Origin of the sequence: Streptomyces sp. NPDC047453 (genome assembly GCF_040643155.1) — a bacterium.
GTDB lineage: Bacteria > Actinomycetota > Actinomycetes > Streptomycetales > Streptomycetaceae > Streptomyces.
Genome location: NZ_JBEYTS010000025.1, coordinates 42760 through 58515, shown reverse-complemented (window position 1 = coordinate 58515; position 15756 = coordinate 42760). Strand labels below are relative to the sequence as shown.

Below are 15756 nucleotides of genomic sequence, written 5' to 3'. Positions count from 1 at the left end.
CGGTCAGTCGTCGAGGATCGCGCCGCGCTCGCCCATGAAGCGCAGCCACTCCCGGTGCCAGCCCGTGGTGCCCCGCAGGTCCACGCCGTCCCAGTCCGGTTCGGAGCGGCGGCCGACCAGCCGCTCGCCCAGAGGCTCCCCCGAACCACTGTCGAACAGGCGTACCCAGCCGTCCGCGCCGGCCGTCGCGACCACCCCGGACTTGGTGTGCAGCGCCACGGAGAGCACGGCGTGTCCCCCGCCCACCGACCAGTTGCGCTCCCGGTGCCTCAGGTCCCAGGAGCTGAGCGTGCCGTCCCGGCAGCCGCAGTAGAGCACTCCGGTGCCCGCGTCGTACACCAGGCCGAGCACCGTGTCCCCCAGTACGGCGAGGTCGGCGACATGGCTGCCGTCGTCCTGGGCGAAGAGCCGGATCCTGCGGTCGTCGCTGCCGCTGGCCACCAGGCCCGTGCCCGGCAGCGCGCACAGACAGTACACCCCGGCGTCCGGGTGCGGCACCCACTGCCTGACGGGCCGGCCGGTGACGGCGTCGAGCGCGGCGACGGTTCCGGCGGAGGAGCCGGCGAACATCAGACCGGCGTCCGGGTCCAGGGCGAGGGAGCGCACATAGCCGGAGGAGACTCGCATCTGCCACACCTCGTCGCCGTCGAGGGTCCACAGCCGTACGGTGCCGTCGGTGCCGCCCGAGGCGAGCCGGGTGTCCCCGACCGCGACGGCGGAGGTGGTGGGGGCGCCGTGGTGGGCGATCTCCAGGAACGCCTGCCCGTTCTCCCGGTCCGCCAGATACACGCCGCCGTCGAGAGCGGCCGCCACCACATAGCGGCCGTGGGACATCAGGGCCATGTTGCGGAAGACCCCCGGGCAGCGCATGCTCTCCACGGTTTCCAGGCGGGCCCGGTCCAGCACCTGCACCAGGCCCTCGGCGGTGCCGGCCACGACCTCGCCGTCGTCGGGCAACATGCCCACCGCGGAGACCACCTGGGTCTCGTGCAGCATCGCGCCGTGCAGCCAGGCGCCCCGCAGGTCGGCTCCGGTCACCACGGCACCCTGGAGCAGCACCGAGCGCAGATCGCAGTCGCGCAGATCGGCGCCGGCCAGCCGGGCCCCCTGGAGGTCGGCGCCGCGCAGATCGAGTCCGCGCAGCGAGCGGCCGGCCAGAGAGACGCCCATGCGGTTGGCCAGGGAGAGGCAGTTGGCGGGCAGCCGGCCGCCGACCAGGGAGCCCACCGGTCCGGCGGCGGGCTCGCGGACGGCCGGCGCCGACCCGCCCGGGGGCAGCCAGTCCAGCGGCGACAGTCCGGCGGAGGCCAGCTGCTCGGCCAGGTAGCCGACCGGTTCGGGCAGCAGCAGCCGTTCGTCCAGCGGGGCCCGGTCCCCGGCCCGCAGCGCGGTGCACAGGCTGCGCGCGGTGAGGAACTCGCGCATGGTCTTGAGCCGGAAGCGCACGGTGCCGTCGGCGGCCACCCGCAGGAAGGCCTCCCAGCGGGGGTCGGTGCTCAGCGGCCCGGCCGTCCTGACGGAGGCGGCGGGCTCGGGCACGCCGAGGATGCCGCGGGCCTCGGACAACGGCAGGGAGTGGGTGGCCCGGCTGCGCATCCGGCCCGCGAGCGCCGCGAGCCGGTCGGTGTCGGCGCGGACCGCCGCGCCGTCGACGGCGACGCGTTCGGCGCCACCGAGCAGGACGGTGACGTACTCCTCGAACAGCTCCGAGGCGGTCCTGGGGGCCTCGCGACCGGGCACGGCCAGCACCACGGACATCAGGTCGAGCAGACCGGGCAGCCGGGCCAGGTCGGTCAGGGCGCTGCTGGCGTCGATCAGTCGCCGCACCGGTTCCGCCCGGGTGCCGAGCCGGCGCACCAGGGCCTGGACGCGCTGCTCGTAGCCGAGGTCGGCGAGCCGGATCACCTCGAAGGTGGACCCGTCCGAGAGCCGGAGTCCGGGGACGCCGGCGGTGTGCTCGGGCGCGGTCCCGGACGGCGGCGCGCCCGGAGCACCGCCGGGGCCCAGGGCGGAGCGGTCCTGTTCGAAGTAGCCGGGCCTGCTCGCCAGCAGGATCTTGCTCCGGGGGCCTACCAGATCGGCGAGTTCGGCCAGGGTGCGCCGGGCGCGCTCGGGGGTGACCTGCCAGCGCAGTTCGTCGAGCCCGTCGAGGATGACGACCAGCCGGCCGGTGTCGTTGGCGTACCGGAAGGACTGTTTGCCGCCGAGGAGTTCGGCGCCCTTGCCGCGCATCTGCGCGATCAGGAAGTCCTCCAGCGAGCCGGTGGCCGGCATCTCCGACAGCAGGGCGAGCACGGGGACACGTCCGCGGTCGGGGTCGTCCAGGCAGCGACGGGCCAGGGCGTAGGCGAGGTGCCGGCAGTACCAGGACTTGCCGCTGCCGGGTTCGCCGAGCAGGGTCAGCTGGCTGTGCGAGCGCTCGCGCAGCCAGGAGTCGACGTAGTCGTCGAGCCAGTAGGCGTCGCCGCGCACCGGGGCCACCGCGTCGGACAGCGGACGCCGGCACTGGAGGTCCACATAGGCGCCGCGCTGGGTTCCGTTCTCGTACTCGTCGAGGATCCAGCGCAGATACGGTTCGACGCCGAGGACCCGCTCCAGCAGGGACTGGCGTGTGTGCAGTTCGAGCCGGTCGTCGGCGGCGGCGAGCCGGCGGGCGGTGTTGGAGATCCTGGTCTCGGTGACGGCCATGCCCCGGCCGTGTCCGCCGACGCGTTCGGCGAGCCGGCGCACATCGCCGCCCGACAGCTCGCCCTCCACGATGTGCGCGGTGAGCGGCCCGGGTTCGGTGGGGTGGCCGAAGACGGACTCCACGGCGCGGTCGCTCAGCCGTACCGAGTGCTGTGCGCTCCAGCCGAGGACACCGAGTTGCTCCTCGCACTCCCTTATGGCCGGTGACTCTCCGCGCAGCGCCTCGGGGCCCTGCCGTTCGGCGGTGCTGCGGACCAGGTCGAGCAGGTCCCGGGTGTAGACGGCGGCGGGGGTGCCGCCCGTGGTGACGACCTTGATCTGGCGCCCGCCATAGGCGGCGCGCACGCCCTCGTCGGCCTCGGGCAGCACCACGACGGCGCCGCGCCAGTAGGCGCCGAGCGAGTGCAGGGCGGGGGCCAGGAGTTCGTCGAGGACCGGGTCGTGCGGAGCGAAGCCGGCGAGGACCAGGGTGTGCGAGGCGGGCAGGTCGGCCAGGCGGGCGGTGAGCAGGGGGCGCAGAAAGCGGGCGGCCCGCCGCTCCCGTTCGCTGAGCAGGGCGTCCTGCGGGGCGTCCAGACAGCCGAAGAGATGGACGATCTGGGGCTGTGCGGTGTCCCAGAAGGCGATCGCCGTCTCGGTCTTGACGACGTGGAAGGGGCGTCGGAAGCGGCGGTAGCCGTGTTCGGCCGTCGGATACAGCGAGGTGACCAGGAGGCAGGCCGGTGGACGGGCCGCGAGCCATTCATGGAGCGCTTCGGAGGGGGACGGGGGCTGTACGGACGTCTCGCCGGGCACCGCCGGGCGTGCTGCGGTGCGCAACAGGGTGATCAGGGCGGCGCGGCCGAAGCGGACCAGGTACTCCTCGGTGAGCCGGCCCAGCGGAGGGGGCGAGGACTCGTCGGCGCGACCGAGTTCGGCGAGCAGCGCCGTGCGGACGGCCTCGTCCGTCTCGCGGTCGAACTCGGGGCCCAGGACCACGGCCAGGGAGCCGGCCTCCCAGGCCCGGGCCAGTTCGACGACGAGGTGCGGGTCGAACTCCGGCAGGGTGTCAGGCATGGGCGGCGCTCAGTCCGTCCAGCCATCGGGCCAGGGCCCGGGTGACGCCGTCGTCCGTCACGTCGAGCGGCAGGGTGCGCAGCCCCCGGGTCAGCGCGACCCGCTGTTGCAGGGGCGAGACGTCGGCGGTCAGCACCCAGCCGACGGGTTTGTGCTCACCGAGCCCGGCGGTCGCCAGGTCCCAGAGCATGTTGAACTCCGGGTCGGACGGGCCGGCGCCGAGCACCAGCAGTTCATGACTCTCCAGCAGGCCGCGGACGTGCTCGGCGAGTCTGGGTTTGACCGCGCCGTAGACCGCGAAGTCCCGGCGAGTGACGGTCAGCGTCTCCGGGTTGAGCACATCGCCGCACATCTTGACCAGCCGGGGGCGGGCGGGGGCGGTGTAGGCGAGGTCGGAGTCCCGTACGACGACGTCGACCGGGCCCGCGACGTCCTGCAGGGCCTCCTCGAGCAGCACGTCGTAGTTGGTGGTGAGGATCTCCTTGAGGCCGGTGGCGGCCAGTGCCCGGTGCGCCTCGGTGTAGGCGAGGGAGCGGCGCAGTTCGCGGCGCAGATGGGAGACGAGGCTGTTGCGGCCGTACTCCGCCTCGTACGCCTCGGCCAGCGCGGGCAGGTCGTCGGGCAGCGGGGTGCCACCGGCCGCCGGGCCCAGCGCCTGCCCGAGCGGGGCGAAGAGCCGGCTCCAGCCGGGGTATCCGGCGCCCATGGACAGTCCGGCGCCCACGAGGACGGCCAGGCGGCCCTCCGCGGCCCGTGCGGCGAGGTGTCCGAACACTCCGTCGGCTGCTGTCATCCGCGTCCACCGTCCCCGTTCGTCGTGCGTCGGTCGTACGTCCGTCGATCACTCGGTGTCCGTCCGCCTGGCGGGGCCGCGCAACTCCGCGACGGCGGACCGGAAGCGGGAGACGGAGGCGTCGCCCCGGCCGTAGCCGTAGCCGTAGCCGTGCCGCACCCCGACCTCCAGTTGCCGGGTGATCCAAGCGTCCCACACCGCACACACCCGCGGGTCCTCGATCGCACCGAGCGCCGCCCGGATCCGGCGGGTCAACCGGCCTGCGGCCAGGGCGACATGGGAGCGCACGGCGTAGTGCTCCAGCATCCGGTCCACCCGGACGAGTGCTTCTGTGCCGAGCGGGCCGCGGCCCCACACCCGGGTGGCGAGCCACTGCCGGTCGGCGGCGTCGGCGCGCCGCCACAGCAGTCCCGAGACCGCGGTCACCCTGCCGTCGCCGAGGTCGGAGTGGCGCAGTCCGCCGTCGCGGCTCTCCCTGGCGGTGGTGTTGCGCAGGTCGTTGCGCAGCTGGCCGGCCTCGGCGCACCAGGGGTAGGCCGTGGTGACGAAGGCCGCCGCGCGCTGGTCGCCGCCGGCGGTCAGGACGTCGGCCCAGGCGCGCCCGACGAAGGCGGTGCGCCGCCGGGCCGCCTCGGTGTAGCGCTCCCAGGAGAACGCGCCCGGGGTCAGCGCGTGCCGCTGTGACTGACCGTCGGCCATCCCGCTCACGCACTCCTCCCACAGGGCGCCGGCCAGCCCGGCGAGCGGTCCCGAGCGCGGCACGCCCCGCCGGGCGGCGTCCAGGGAGCGGGTCAGCTCGCGGCGTCCGTGGGCCGCGTAGGCCGTGGCGGTGCCGTAGCGCACGCGTTTGCGGTCGAGCAGGTCGTCGAGGCAGTAGAAGACCGCGAACAGCAACTCCGGCACCAGACAGCGGTGGGCCAGCCGGCCGGGGCGGCCGAGGGTCAGCCAGGGCAGTACGGCGCGGTACTTGCGGCCGGGCATCGCCTCGACGTAGTGCACGGCGGCCGGGCCCAGCCAGTGCGCGACGGCGGTGCGCAGCGACGTACTCCACAGGTCCTGGACGAAGACCGCGGTGAACTCGGTCTCCACCGCGCCGTACCAGGTGGTGACCGGCCAGGGCGCCCCGCCGGGCCCGGTGGGGGCCAGGTCCGGGGCCGGGGGGACGCTCACGGGGCCGGCCGGCGGGACGCCGCGGCGGGACGCTCGCCGGAGGGCCGGCCGTCGGCCGGGCCCACCGTCTCCAGCCAGCGTTCCCAGGAGTGCACGGCCAGGGCCGTGTCCCGCATGGAGAGGATGCCGCGGCCGAACGGCTCGCTCACCGTCTTGCGGTTGGCCCAGAACACATCGGCGAAGTCCTCGGCCGCGGCGAGCCGGCGGTAGTCGACGTACGTCATCGGGCGGGGTACGGCGCCGGCCGCGCGCACGGTGTCCAGGGTCAGCGCGACCTCGTGGCGGGTCTGGCCGGGCAGCCCGACCATGACGAAGCAGATCAGCAGGATGCCCTCGGCCGCGCACCAGGCGCCCAGGTCGGCCAGCCGCTCGGCACCGATGCGCCCGGAGAAGCGGTTCCGGCCGTCCGGGAGCAGCGACTCCACGCCAACGGCCACCCGGGTGCAGCCGGCCGCGGCCATCTCGCCCAGCAGCGGTGGGTCGAGTTCGCCGTGCGAGGTGACGCACTTCCAGGTGACCCCGGTGCGCGGGGCGCCGACGCGGGCGCAGAAGTCGTGGACGTAGTCGCGGTGGGCGGTGAAGTTGGCCCCGAACAGCGAGACGGCGGTGTATCCGTGGCTCTCACGGGCCGCGCGCAGATAGCCGGCCAGGGTGTCCAGGCCGGTGCGGAAGTACTCGTGGCGGCCCATCACGTCGGGGATCGGGCAGTAGCCGCAGTAGCTGTCGCAGCCGCGCGACACACCGACCGCGAGCTCCCGTTCGGGTTCGCGGCCCGGGTACGACTCGTCCGCGGGCAGCCGCGCGTACCCGGCGACGGGCAGCAGGTCCAGTGCGGGCAGCTCCCAGTCGCCGGCCAGGCGGACGCCGGCCGGGCCGCGGGTCCAGGTGCCGGCCGTCCGGGTCAGGGTGCCGGGCACAGGTCCCGGCTCGGCGCCGGCGGCCACCTGGGCGGCGATCTCGGCGAGCGCCGGCTCCCAGTCCTGCTCCAGGACGATCCAGTCGGCGTCGGTGCGCTGGAACAGCCGGCGCAGGTGGTAGGCGCCCCGCCCGTACAGGGCGATCCGGGTGCCGGGGGACAGCTGGCGCAGCAGCCGGATGGTACGGGCCGTCTCCAGGGTGTTGTCCAGGGTGACGTGCAGGACGACGAGTCCGGTGGCGTGCAGCGCCTCCTCGACGACCGTGTCCCAGGTGACCTCGGGCAGGACGCCGTCGACGACTCGGACCTCGTGTCCGGCGCGGTCGCGCAGATGGGCGGCGACCTCGCCCAGCTCCACGAAGTGGTGGTCCAGGTTGAGATAGGCGCTCACACAGGGTGCTGAGACGATCCGGATCAGCATGGCCGGCCTCCTGGCGGGTCGCGCGAGTGTTCCCGGACGGTACGGAAGTTCGGGGGTGCGGAGAGCCGCCGCGCCGGCCGGACCGCGTGCGCCGGGCGCGCCGTGTAGTGAACCATGCCACACCGGCGGGGGCGGAGGCAGCGGTGCGCCCACTTCAACAAGTGCCGCGCACGGGGCAGTTGCGGTGGATCCCGCCATGCGGAAACATCGGCCCGGATGAGGCATCTGCGCAATGTCGAGGTCTATGTGGCCGCGGCGCTGGCCGCCGTGTTCGCCGTGCTGTCGGTCATCGGTGACATCGTGCCGGTGGACCTGCGGTGGGCGGCGCTGCTCGCTGCGGTGGCCCTGCTGGTGTACCGGTCGGCGCTGGAGACCCGGGTCCCCTCCGGGGACGAGTTGCTGGGGGACCGGGTCGCGCTCCAAGAGGCCTCGCCGCCGCTCGCCAAGCGGCTGGAAACAGCCCGTACGGTCTGGCTGTTCGCGCCGAGCGCGGTCAACTTCCTGACGCCGCAGGTGTCCCAGGCGCTGCGGCACCATGTGCTGAGCCGGCCGGAGGGGTCGGTGCGGGTGGTGGTGCTGGACCCGGCGGCCACGGACGCCGTCGCGGTCGCCGAACACCAGCTGGACGACAGCCTGGAGGCTCCGCTGCAGCGGCTGCGGCCGTCGCTCGACACGGTGCTCCGGCAGCTCCGCACGATGGACTCCTGGCCGCGCACCGGCACCTTCGAGTACCGGGTGCTCCCCTACAACCCCGGCTTCAGCCTGCTGGCCGTCGACCCGGGTGAGCGGGACGGCTGGCTGGTCCTGGAACTGCACGGCATCCGCAACGAGGCCGTCACCAGCCGAATGCACCTGCGACTCACCCGCCGCACCCACGAGAGGTGGCACCGCTACTGGCTCCACCAGTACGAACACCTCTGGCACCAGTCCCGGCCCTTGGGCCCGGATCCGGATCCGGCCCCCGGCTGACGAGCTGCCCCGGCCTGTGAACGAAGCTCGGCGCACCGGTCCGCCGCGCGGCACCACGACGGCGCTGTGCGGCGGCCCCCAGTGGGCAATGGGGGGCAGCCCTCGGGGGCGCCCCCGGTGCAACAGGCGAGGGACCCCTCCGAAGACAGAAACCCGCCCCGGCGGGGCGGGCGATGCCCGGTGCAACGGCCACCGGCCCACCCCGTGAAGCGGGTGGGCCGGTGGCCATGATGGGTCAGGCGGTGAGGGCCTGTCTGGGGGTGGGGCGGGGGGACGTGAGAGTCGGAGTGCGGTGGGCCGGGTCTGTGACCTCGCCGACCAGGAGTTCCAGAACGTCCTCCAGGGCGACCAGGCCCAGCACGCGGCCGGTGGTGTCGGCCACCTGGGCCAGATGGGTGGCGGCCCGGCGCATCACCGTCAGGGCGTCGTCGAGCGGCAGATCTGCCCGCAGCGTGGTCATCGGCCGCCAGGCCCGCTGCGGCACCGGCCCGTCGAGGTTCTCCAGGTCGAGCACGTCCTTGACGTGCACGTAGCCCAGGAAGGCACCGTTGTCCGCAGCCACCGGGAAGCGGGAGTAACCCGTCCGGGCGGTGAGGGCGACGATCTCGGCCGAGGTGACCGACGGGCGGACCGTGACCAGCGCCTCGCGTTGGAGCAGGACGTCGGTCACCGGGCGGGAGCCCAGCTCCAGGGCGTCCTCCAGACGCTCCTGCTCCTCGGGGTCGAGCAGCCCCGCCTGGCGGGAGTCCTCCACCAGCCGGCCCAGCTGCACGCTGGTGAAGGCGGCCTCGACCTCGTCCTTGGGCTCGACGCGGAAGATCCGCAGGACACCCTTGGCGCAGGCGCCGAGCGCCACCGTGATCGGCCGGCACAGCCGGGCGAAGGTGACCAGACCGGGGCCGAGCCACAGCGCGGCCTTCTCCGGCGCGGCCATCGCGAGGTTCTTCGGCACCATCTCGCCGATGACGAGGTGGAAGAAGACCACGGCCGCCAGCGCGATGACGTAGCCGAGCGGGTGGACCATGCCGCTGGGCATGTGGAGCCATGCGAACACTGGCTCCAGCAGGCGGGCCACCGTCGGCTCGGCGACGGCGCCCAGGGTCAGCGAGCAGATGGTGATGCCGAACTGGGCGGCGGCCATCATCTGCGGCAGCCGCTCCAGACCGTGCAGCACCTGGCGGGCCCGGGCCGTGCCGAGCGGTTCGATCTGGCTGCGGCGGACGGAGACGAGGGCGAACTCGGCGCCGACGAAGAAGCCGTTGGCGAGGACCAGCAGCGCGGCGAAAAGCAGTTGGATCACGCTCATCGGGCGGCCTCCGCCACGGCCGGGACCGGGTCGGTCATGGAGACGGTGCGGACCAGCCGGACCCGCTCCGCGCGGTAGTGCCCGACCTGGCGCACGGCCAGCCGCCAGCCCGGCAGCTCGGCGTTGTCGCCGGGGGCCGGAATGCGGCCGAGCAGGTCCGCGACCAGGCCGGCGACGGTCTCGTACGGGCCCTCGGGCGCGTCCAGGCCGATCCGCCGGAGCAGGTCGACACGGCAGCCGCCGTCGACGTCCCAGGCGGGGCTGCCGTCCTCGGGCGGGGCCGGCGCGAGTTCCGGCACGTCCGTGGCGTCGTGCTCGTCGCGGACCTCGCCGACGAGCTCCTCGACGATGTCCTCCAGGGTGACGACGCCCGCGGTGCCGCCGTACTCGTCGACGACGACCGCGATCGGCTGCTCGTTGCGCAACTGGGCGAGCAGCGGCTGCACCGGCAGGGTCTCGGGGACAAGCAGCGCCGGACGGGCGATACGGCCCACCGGGGTGCGCAGCCACTCGTCGGACGGCACCGCGAGGGCGTCCTTGAGGTGGACCATGCCCACGACCTCGTCGATCTTCTCGTGGTAGACGGGGAAGCGGGACAGGCCGGTGGCACGGGTGAGGTTCACCACGTCCTCGGCGGTCGCCGAGGACTGCAGCGCGCTGACCTTCACCCGCGGGGTCATGACGTGCTGTGCGGTCAGGTCGCCCAGGGACAGGGTGCGCACGAAGAGGTCCGCGGTGTCCTGTTCGAGCGCACCGGCCCGGGCCGAGTGGCGGGCCAGCGAGACCAGCTCGCCGGGGGTGCGGGCGGAGGCCAGCTCCTCCGTGGGTTCGACGCCCAGGGCGCGCACCAGCCGGTTGGCGACCGTGTTGAGCGCCGCGATCACCGGGTGGAACAGGCGCGAGAAGAGGTGCTGCGGGCCGGCCACGAAGCGCGCCACCTGGAGGGGCCGCGAGACCGCCCAGTTCTTGGGTACGAGCTCGCCGATCACCATCTGGACCGCCGAGGCCAGCAGCATGCCGACGACGACGGCGACCCCGGAGACGGCTCCGCCGGGGACACCGGCCGCCGCGAACGGGCCGCGCAGCAGCCCGGCCAGCGCCGGTTCGGCGAGCATGCCGACGACCAGGGAGGTGATGGTGATGCCGAGCTGGGTGCCGGAGAGCTGGAAGGACAGCTCCTTGAGGGACTCGACGACCCTGAGGGCCCGTCTGTCGCCCTCCTCTGCGGCCTTCTCGGCGTCCGGGCGCTCGACCGTGACCAGGCCGAACTCGGCCGCGACGAAGAAGCCGTTGGCGAGAATGAGCAGGAACGCCGCTCCGAGGAGCAGCAAGGGGATGGTCATGATGCCGCCGCCTCCGCATATACGCGGAACAGGTCCGCGCTATGTCGGCAGGGGGCGGCGCAGGTACTGCAGGACGATCCGTCCATCGCCGGAGGGAGTCACTCCTCGGGTAGCAGGAGCCCCTGGCACCGGTCGTGGAACCCAGGGGCGGAGGCGCAGCGAAAACGCGTCCGTAACCAGATTAATCAAGACACCGGCAGATGCGGCAGGGCGGACGTCACCGAGTCAGCCCCGAGGTGCGTCCGGGGACCCCTCGGGGCCCGAGACCGAACGGGCCTCGACGAGCGCGCGCAGGGCGCGTGCATCGGCGATGGCCTGCTGTTTCGCGATGCCCGGCTGGATGCCGAGCGCGGCCAGGCTGGTGCCGTCGCTGAGGTTCAGGAACACCCACGGATCACCCGGGCGCAGATTGACCTGGATTATCTCGGCCCACGCCAGACGGCGCCGACCGGCGATGTTGACGACGGTGACACCCGAGTCGTCGGCGACCACCTTCGGGCGGGCGAGCAGGACCAGGACCCCGGCCAGGAGCGCGCCGGTGAAGGCGAAACTCACCCGTTCGCCGGGGCTGAGCTGCTCCAGCAGCAGCCCCACGGTCGTGATCACCACGAAGATGGCCGCTCCGGCGGTGAGCAGGACGGCCCGGGTGCGGCCCGGCCGGAAAGTGACGGGAAGTGCGGGCAGATCGGACATCTCTGTGTGCCTCCTCGTCCCTCAGAGACGGCAGGCGTGGATGGCCGTGGTGAGGATGGCCCGGGCGCCGAGCTGGTACAGATCGTCCATGATCCGCTGCGCCTCCTTGGCGGGGACCATGGCGCGCACGGCGACCCAGCCCTCGTTGTGCAGCGGGGAGACGGTCGGGGACTCCAGGCCCGGGGTGAGCGCGACGGCCTTCTCCAGCTGCTCGACCCGGCAGTCGTAGTCCATCATCACGTACGTCCGGGCCACCAGGACGCCCTGGAGGCGGCGCAGGAACTGCTGCACCTTGGGCTCCTCGGCGTCGGCGCCGGTGCGGCGGACGACGATCGCCTCGGACTTCATGATCGACTCGCCGACGATCTCCAGTCCGGCGTTGCGCAGCGAGGTGCCGGTCTCGACGACGTCGGCGATGGCCTCGGCCACACCGAGCTCGATGGCGGTCTCCACGGCGCCGTCCAGGTGGACGACGGAGGCGTCGATGCCGCTGTCGGCGAGGTGCTTGCTGACGATGCCCTCGTAGGACGTGGCGACCGTCTTGCCGTTCAGGTCCTCGACGCCGCCGACCGAGCCGGGCTTGGCCGCGTAGTGGAAGGTGGAGCGGGCGAAGCCGAGCGGCAGGATCTCCTCGGCGCCCGCGCCGGAGTCGATGAGCAGGTCACGGCCGGTGATTCCGATGTCCAGGCGGCCGGTGGAGACGTAGATCGCGATGTCACGGGGGCGGAGGTAGAAGAACTCGACCTCGTTGACCGGGTCGACGATCCGCAGCTCCTTGGACTCCCGCCGTTGCTGGTAGCCGGCCTCATGCAGCATGTCCGCCGCAGGGCCGGAGAGTGAACCCTTGTTGGGGACGGCGATGCGCAGCATGAGGTCGGCTTCCTTCGTTCGTCTTGTACGGCAGTGTGTGCGGTTGCTGGTGCTCGGAGTGTTCGGAGTGCTCAGAGATGGGCGTAGACGTCGTCCAGGGAGATGCCGCGGGCGACCATCATCACCTGGACGTGGTACAGCAGCTGCGAGATCTCCTCGGCGGCCGCCTCCTTGCCCTCGTACTCGGCGGCCATCCAGACCTCGGCGGCCTCCTCGACGACCTTCTTGCCGATGGCATGGACGCCCTTGCCGACCAGCTCGGCGGTGCGGGAGGTGGCGGGGTCGCCGTTGGCGGCCTTGTGCTGGAGCTCGGTGAAGAGCTCCTCGAACGTCTTCTTGGACATGGTGGTGCCAACCCTACGCGCTCCGGGCGGCTGCTCACCGCCAGGGTTCGGATACCGAGCGCAGCGTGGCGGCGGTCGCGACCGCCGCGGTGACCGCCTCGTGGCCCTTGTCCTCGCTGGATCCCGCCAGGCCGGCCCGGTCCAGGGCCTGCTCCTCGGTGTCGCAGGTGAGCACGCCGAAGCCGACCGGAACGCCGGTCTCGACCGACACCTGGGTCAGGCCGTTGGCGACGCCCTGGCACACATAGTCGAAGTGGGGGGTGCCGCCGCGGATGACGACGCCGAGGGCGACGACCGCGTCGTAGCCGCGCCCGGCCAGGACCTTCGCCACCACCGGGAGCTCGAAGCTGCCCGGCACCCGGAGCAGGGTCGGCTCGTCGATCCCCAGCTCGTGCAGGGCGCGCAGGGCCCCGTCCACCAGTCCGTCCATCACCTTCTCGTGCCACTGCGCCGCGACGACGGCGACCCTGAGGTCTCCGACGTTCCGGACGGACAGTTCCGGTGCACCCTTGCCGCTCACGTGTCTCCTCGAGTCTTTTCGCTTACTGGTTGCCGCAGGTGGACACGGCGGTGGTGTCCAGCCAGGGCAGGTCGTGCCCCATCCGGTCCCGCTTGGTGCGCAGGTAGCGGAGGTTGTGCTCGCCGGCCTGGACGGGCATCGGCTCCCGTCCCGTGACCTTCAGGCCGTGGCGGAGCAGGGCGTCGGTCTTGTCGGGGTTGTTGGTCAGCAGGCGCACGCTCCTGACCCCGAGGTCCTGAAGGATCCGCGCGCCGGCGCCGTAGTCGCGGGCGTCGGCGGGCAGTCCGAGTTCGAGGTTGGCGTCGAGGGTGTCCCGGCCGCGCTCCTGAAGCTCGTAGGCGCGCAGCTTGGACATCAGGCCGATGCCGCGTCCCTCGTGGCCGCGCAGGTAGACCACCACTCCCCGGCCCTCCTTCTGGATGCGCTCCAGGGAGGTGTCGAGCTGGGGGCCGCAGTCGCAGCGCTGGGAGCCGAAGACGTCTCCGGTGAGGCACTCGGAGTGGACGCGGACCAGGACGTCCTCGCCGTCGCCGATCTCGCCGTGCACCAGGGCCACGTGCTCGACGCCGTCGGCGGTGGAGCGGTAGCCGTACGCGGTGAAGACGCCGTGCGCGGTGGGCAGGCGGACCTCGGCCTCGCGGCGGACCTCGGCCTGGGACGGCCGCTCCCCCTGCTCGGACGGGGCCTGGAGCTCAGGCGAGCGCCGGTGCGCGATCAGGTCCTCGATGGAGATGATCGTCAGGCCGTGCTTGCGGGCGAAGACGATCAGTTCGGGCAGGCGGAGCATCCGGCCGTCCTCACCGGCGATCTCGACGATCGCGCCGGCCGGGCGCAGCCCCGCGAGCCGGGCGAGGTCGACGGCCGCCTCGGTGTGGCCGGGGCGGACGAGCACGCCGCCGGGGCGGGCGCGCAGCGGGAAGACGTGGCCGGGCCGGACGAGGTCGGTCGGCTCCGCGGTGCCGCTCGCCAGCAGCTGGAGGGTGGTGGCGCGGTCGGAGGCCGAGATGCCGGTGGTGACGCCGTGGGCGGCACCGGCGTCGACGGAGACCGTGAAGGCGGTCTTCATCGACTCGGTGTTCTCCTCGACCATCTGCGGCAGCCTCAGGCGGTCCAGCTCCTCGCCCTCCATGGGTGCGCAGATCAGGCCGCGGCACTCGCTCATCATGAAGGCGACGATCTCGGGGGTCGCCTTCTCCGCGGCGATGACGAGGTCGCCCTCGTTCTCGCGGTTCTCGTCGTCGACGACCACGATCGGGCGGCCGGCCGCGATGTCGGCGACGGCCCGCTCGACCGGGTCGAGTGTGAAGTCCTCGACGTTGTCGGTGCCGTAGAGGACGGTTGCCGCGCTCATGCGGGCGCTCCTTCCAGGACCGGCCGCGCGTCCGTGCGGGTGCGCAGCCACCAGTCGCGCATGCCCCACAGGACCAGCGCGCCGTAGACGATGTAGACGAAGCCGGAGAAGGCGAAGCCGTTGGCGAAGTTGAGCGGTACGCCGACGACGTCGACGAGCAGCCAGGCGAACCAGAACTCGACCATGCCGCGTGCCTGCGCGTACATGGCGACGACGGTGCCGACGAAGATGTAGGCGTCGGGCCAGGGGTCCCAGGACAGCGACGGGTAGGCCTGGAACAGTCCGGCGACGGCGACCGTGCCGACCGCGGCGGCGCCGAGCAGCACGGCACGCTCGCGCCAGGTGGCGAACCGTACGGCGATGTGGCCGTCCGCCGCCCGGCCCTTGCCGCGGTTCCACTGCCACCAGCCGAAGACGGCGACGACCATGACGACGATCTGCTTGCCCGCGCTGCCCGAGAGATGGGCGGTGGCGAACGCCGCGAACAGGATCAGGCCGGACAGGAACTGGGTCGGCCAGCTCCAGATGGAGCGCCGCCAGCCGAACGCCAGGCCGAGCAGGCCGATGACGTTGCCGGTCATGTCCGACCACTTGATGTGCTGGCCGAAGAGGGTGAACGCCTCGGAGTTGAGCCAGTTCACTGTCGGGCTCCCCGCGCACGGTCGCCCAGCAGCCGCTCGACGTACTTGGCGACGACGTCCACCTCGAGGTTGACCGGGTCGCCGGGCTGCTTCAGGCCGAGGGTGGTCAGCGCCAGGGTGGTGGGGATGAGGCTGACGGTGAAGTGTTCGTCGCCGGCCTCGACGACGGTGAGGCTGATGCCGTCGACGGTGATGGAGCCCTTCTCGACGACGTAGCGCGCGAGGTCCGGCGGCAGCGAGATCTTCACGATCTCCCAGTGCTCGGAGGGGGTGCGGTCCAGGATCGTGCCGGTGCCGTCGACGTGCCCCTGCACGATGTGGCCGCCGAGGCGGGCGCCCACGGCGGTGGGGCGTTCGAGGTTGACGCGGGAGCCGGTGGTGAGGACTCCGAGGCTGGAGCGCTTGAGGGTCTCCGCCATGACGTCGGCGGTGAACTCGTCGCCCTCGTGCTCGACGACGGTGAGACAGACCCCGTTCACGGCGATGGAGTCGCCGTGCCGTGCTCCCTCGGTCACGACGGGGCCGCGGAGCCGGAAGCGGGCGGCGTCGCCGAGGTCCTCCACGGCGGTGACTTCGCCCAGCTCTTCGACGATTCCGGTGAACACTTCCCGGGTCCTCCTGCCTCTTCGGGCACGGACTCCGGGGGCTGCCGACGTCGACAGACTGCACGAACGA

14 protein-coding genes are annotated in these 15756 nt (G+C 72.8%); 1 reads left to right on the top strand and 13 read right to left on the bottom strand.

Annotated features, from left to right (window positions below):
- Positions 1–3 precede the first annotated feature (3 nt).
- Genes ABZ818_RS22260 through ABZ818_RS22245 form a run of 4 tightly spaced genes read right to left on the bottom strand, consistent with a single transcriptional unit; the run spans position 4 to position 7044 of the window.
- Entirely contained in the window at positions 4–3744 is a 3741-nt protein-coding gene (locus ABZ818_RS22260; protein ID WP_361417156.1) for an NACHT domain-containing protein, read from the bottom strand.
- Positions 3737–4537, bottom strand: coding sequence for an SIR2 family protein (locus ABZ818_RS22255; RefSeq protein ID WP_361417153.1), 801 nt, complete (start codon positions 4535–4537; stop codon positions 3737–3739). Before ABZ818_RS22255 ends, ABZ818_RS22260 begins: the two co-directional genes overlap by 8 nt.
- 48 nt (positions 4538–4585) lie before the next feature.
- Complete coding sequence (locus ABZ818_RS22250) at positions 4586–5707, bottom strand: hypothetical protein (protein ID WP_361417150.1); 1122 nt, start codon at positions 5705–5707, stop codon at positions 4586–4588.
- Positions 5704–7044, bottom strand: coding sequence for a radical SAM protein (locus tag ABZ818_RS22245; RefSeq protein WP_361417147.1), 1341 nt, complete (start codon positions 7042–7044; stop codon positions 5704–5706). The genes ABZ818_RS22250 and ABZ818_RS22245 overlap by 4 nt, the downstream gene beginning before the upstream one ends.
- A gap of 216 nt (positions 7045–7260) precedes the next feature.
- Between ABZ818_RS22245 and ABZ818_RS22240 the strand changes: the two genes are divergently transcribed.
- Positions 7261–8013 (top strand): hypothetical protein, encoded by a 753-nt coding sequence (locus tag ABZ818_RS22240; RefSeq protein ID WP_361417144.1) that lies wholly within the window; start codon positions 7261–7263, stop codon positions 8011–8013.
- 235 nt (positions 8014–8248) lie between these two features.
- On the opposite strand, the gene ABZ818_RS22235 is transcribed toward ABZ818_RS22240, so the two are convergent.
- The 9 genes from ABZ818_RS22235 to ABZ818_RS22195 form a co-directional block, all read right to left on the bottom strand.
- Positions 8249–9319, bottom strand: a complete 1071-nt coding sequence (locus ABZ818_RS22235; protein WP_361417141.1) for a hemolysin family protein — start codon at positions 9317–9319, stop codon at positions 8249–8251.
- Positions 9316–10662 (bottom strand): hemolysin family protein, encoded by a 1347-nt coding sequence (locus ABZ818_RS22230; RefSeq protein WP_361417137.1) that lies wholly within the window; start codon positions 10660–10662, stop codon positions 9316–9318. Before ABZ818_RS22230 ends, ABZ818_RS22235 begins: the two co-directional genes overlap by 4 nt.
- A 225-nt stretch (positions 10663–10887) precedes the next feature.
- Positions 10888–11355 carry a PH domain-containing protein gene (locus tag ABZ818_RS22225; RefSeq protein ID WP_361417134.1) on the bottom strand — a complete coding sequence of 156 codons (468 nt, stop codon included), beginning with the start codon at positions 11353–11355 and terminating at the stop codon, positions 10888–10890.
- A gap of 21 nt (positions 11356–11376) precedes the next feature.
- Positions 11377–12225 (bottom strand): ATP phosphoribosyltransferase, encoded by an 849-nt coding sequence (gene hisG, locus ABZ818_RS22220; RefSeq protein WP_361417131.1) that lies wholly within the window; start codon positions 12223–12225, stop codon positions 11377–11379.
- Between the two features lie 71 nt (positions 12226–12296).
- Complete coding sequence (locus ABZ818_RS22215) at positions 12297–12569, bottom strand: phosphoribosyl-ATP diphosphatase (RefSeq protein ID WP_031486114.1); 273 nt, start codon at positions 12567–12569, stop codon at positions 12297–12299.
- A 34-nt stretch (positions 12570–12603) separates the two neighbouring features.
- On the bottom strand, positions 12604–13089 hold the full coding sequence (gene ribH, locus ABZ818_RS22210; RefSeq protein WP_361417128.1) for a 6,7-dimethyl-8-ribityllumazine synthase: 486 nt from the start codon (positions 13087–13089) through the stop codon (positions 12604–12606).
- 22 nt (positions 13090–13111) lie between these two features.
- Positions 13112–14440, bottom strand: a complete 1329-nt coding sequence (locus ABZ818_RS22205) for a bifunctional 3,4-dihydroxy-2-butanone-4-phosphate synthase/GTP cyclohydrolase II (protein ID WP_361417125.1) — start codon at positions 14438–14440, stop codon at positions 13112–13114.
- Positions 14437–15081, bottom strand: coding sequence for a nicotinamide mononucleotide transporter family protein (locus ABZ818_RS22200; protein ID WP_361417122.1), 645 nt, complete (start codon positions 15079–15081; stop codon positions 14437–14439). The genes ABZ818_RS22205 and ABZ818_RS22200 overlap by 4 nt, the downstream gene beginning before the upstream one ends.
- A complete protein-coding gene (locus tag ABZ818_RS22195; RefSeq protein WP_361417119.1) occupies positions 15078–15686 on the bottom strand; it encodes a riboflavin synthase in 609 nt (202 codons plus the stop codon). The genes ABZ818_RS22200 and ABZ818_RS22195 overlap by 4 nt, the downstream gene beginning before the upstream one ends.
- Positions 15687–15756 lie beyond the last annotated feature (70 nt).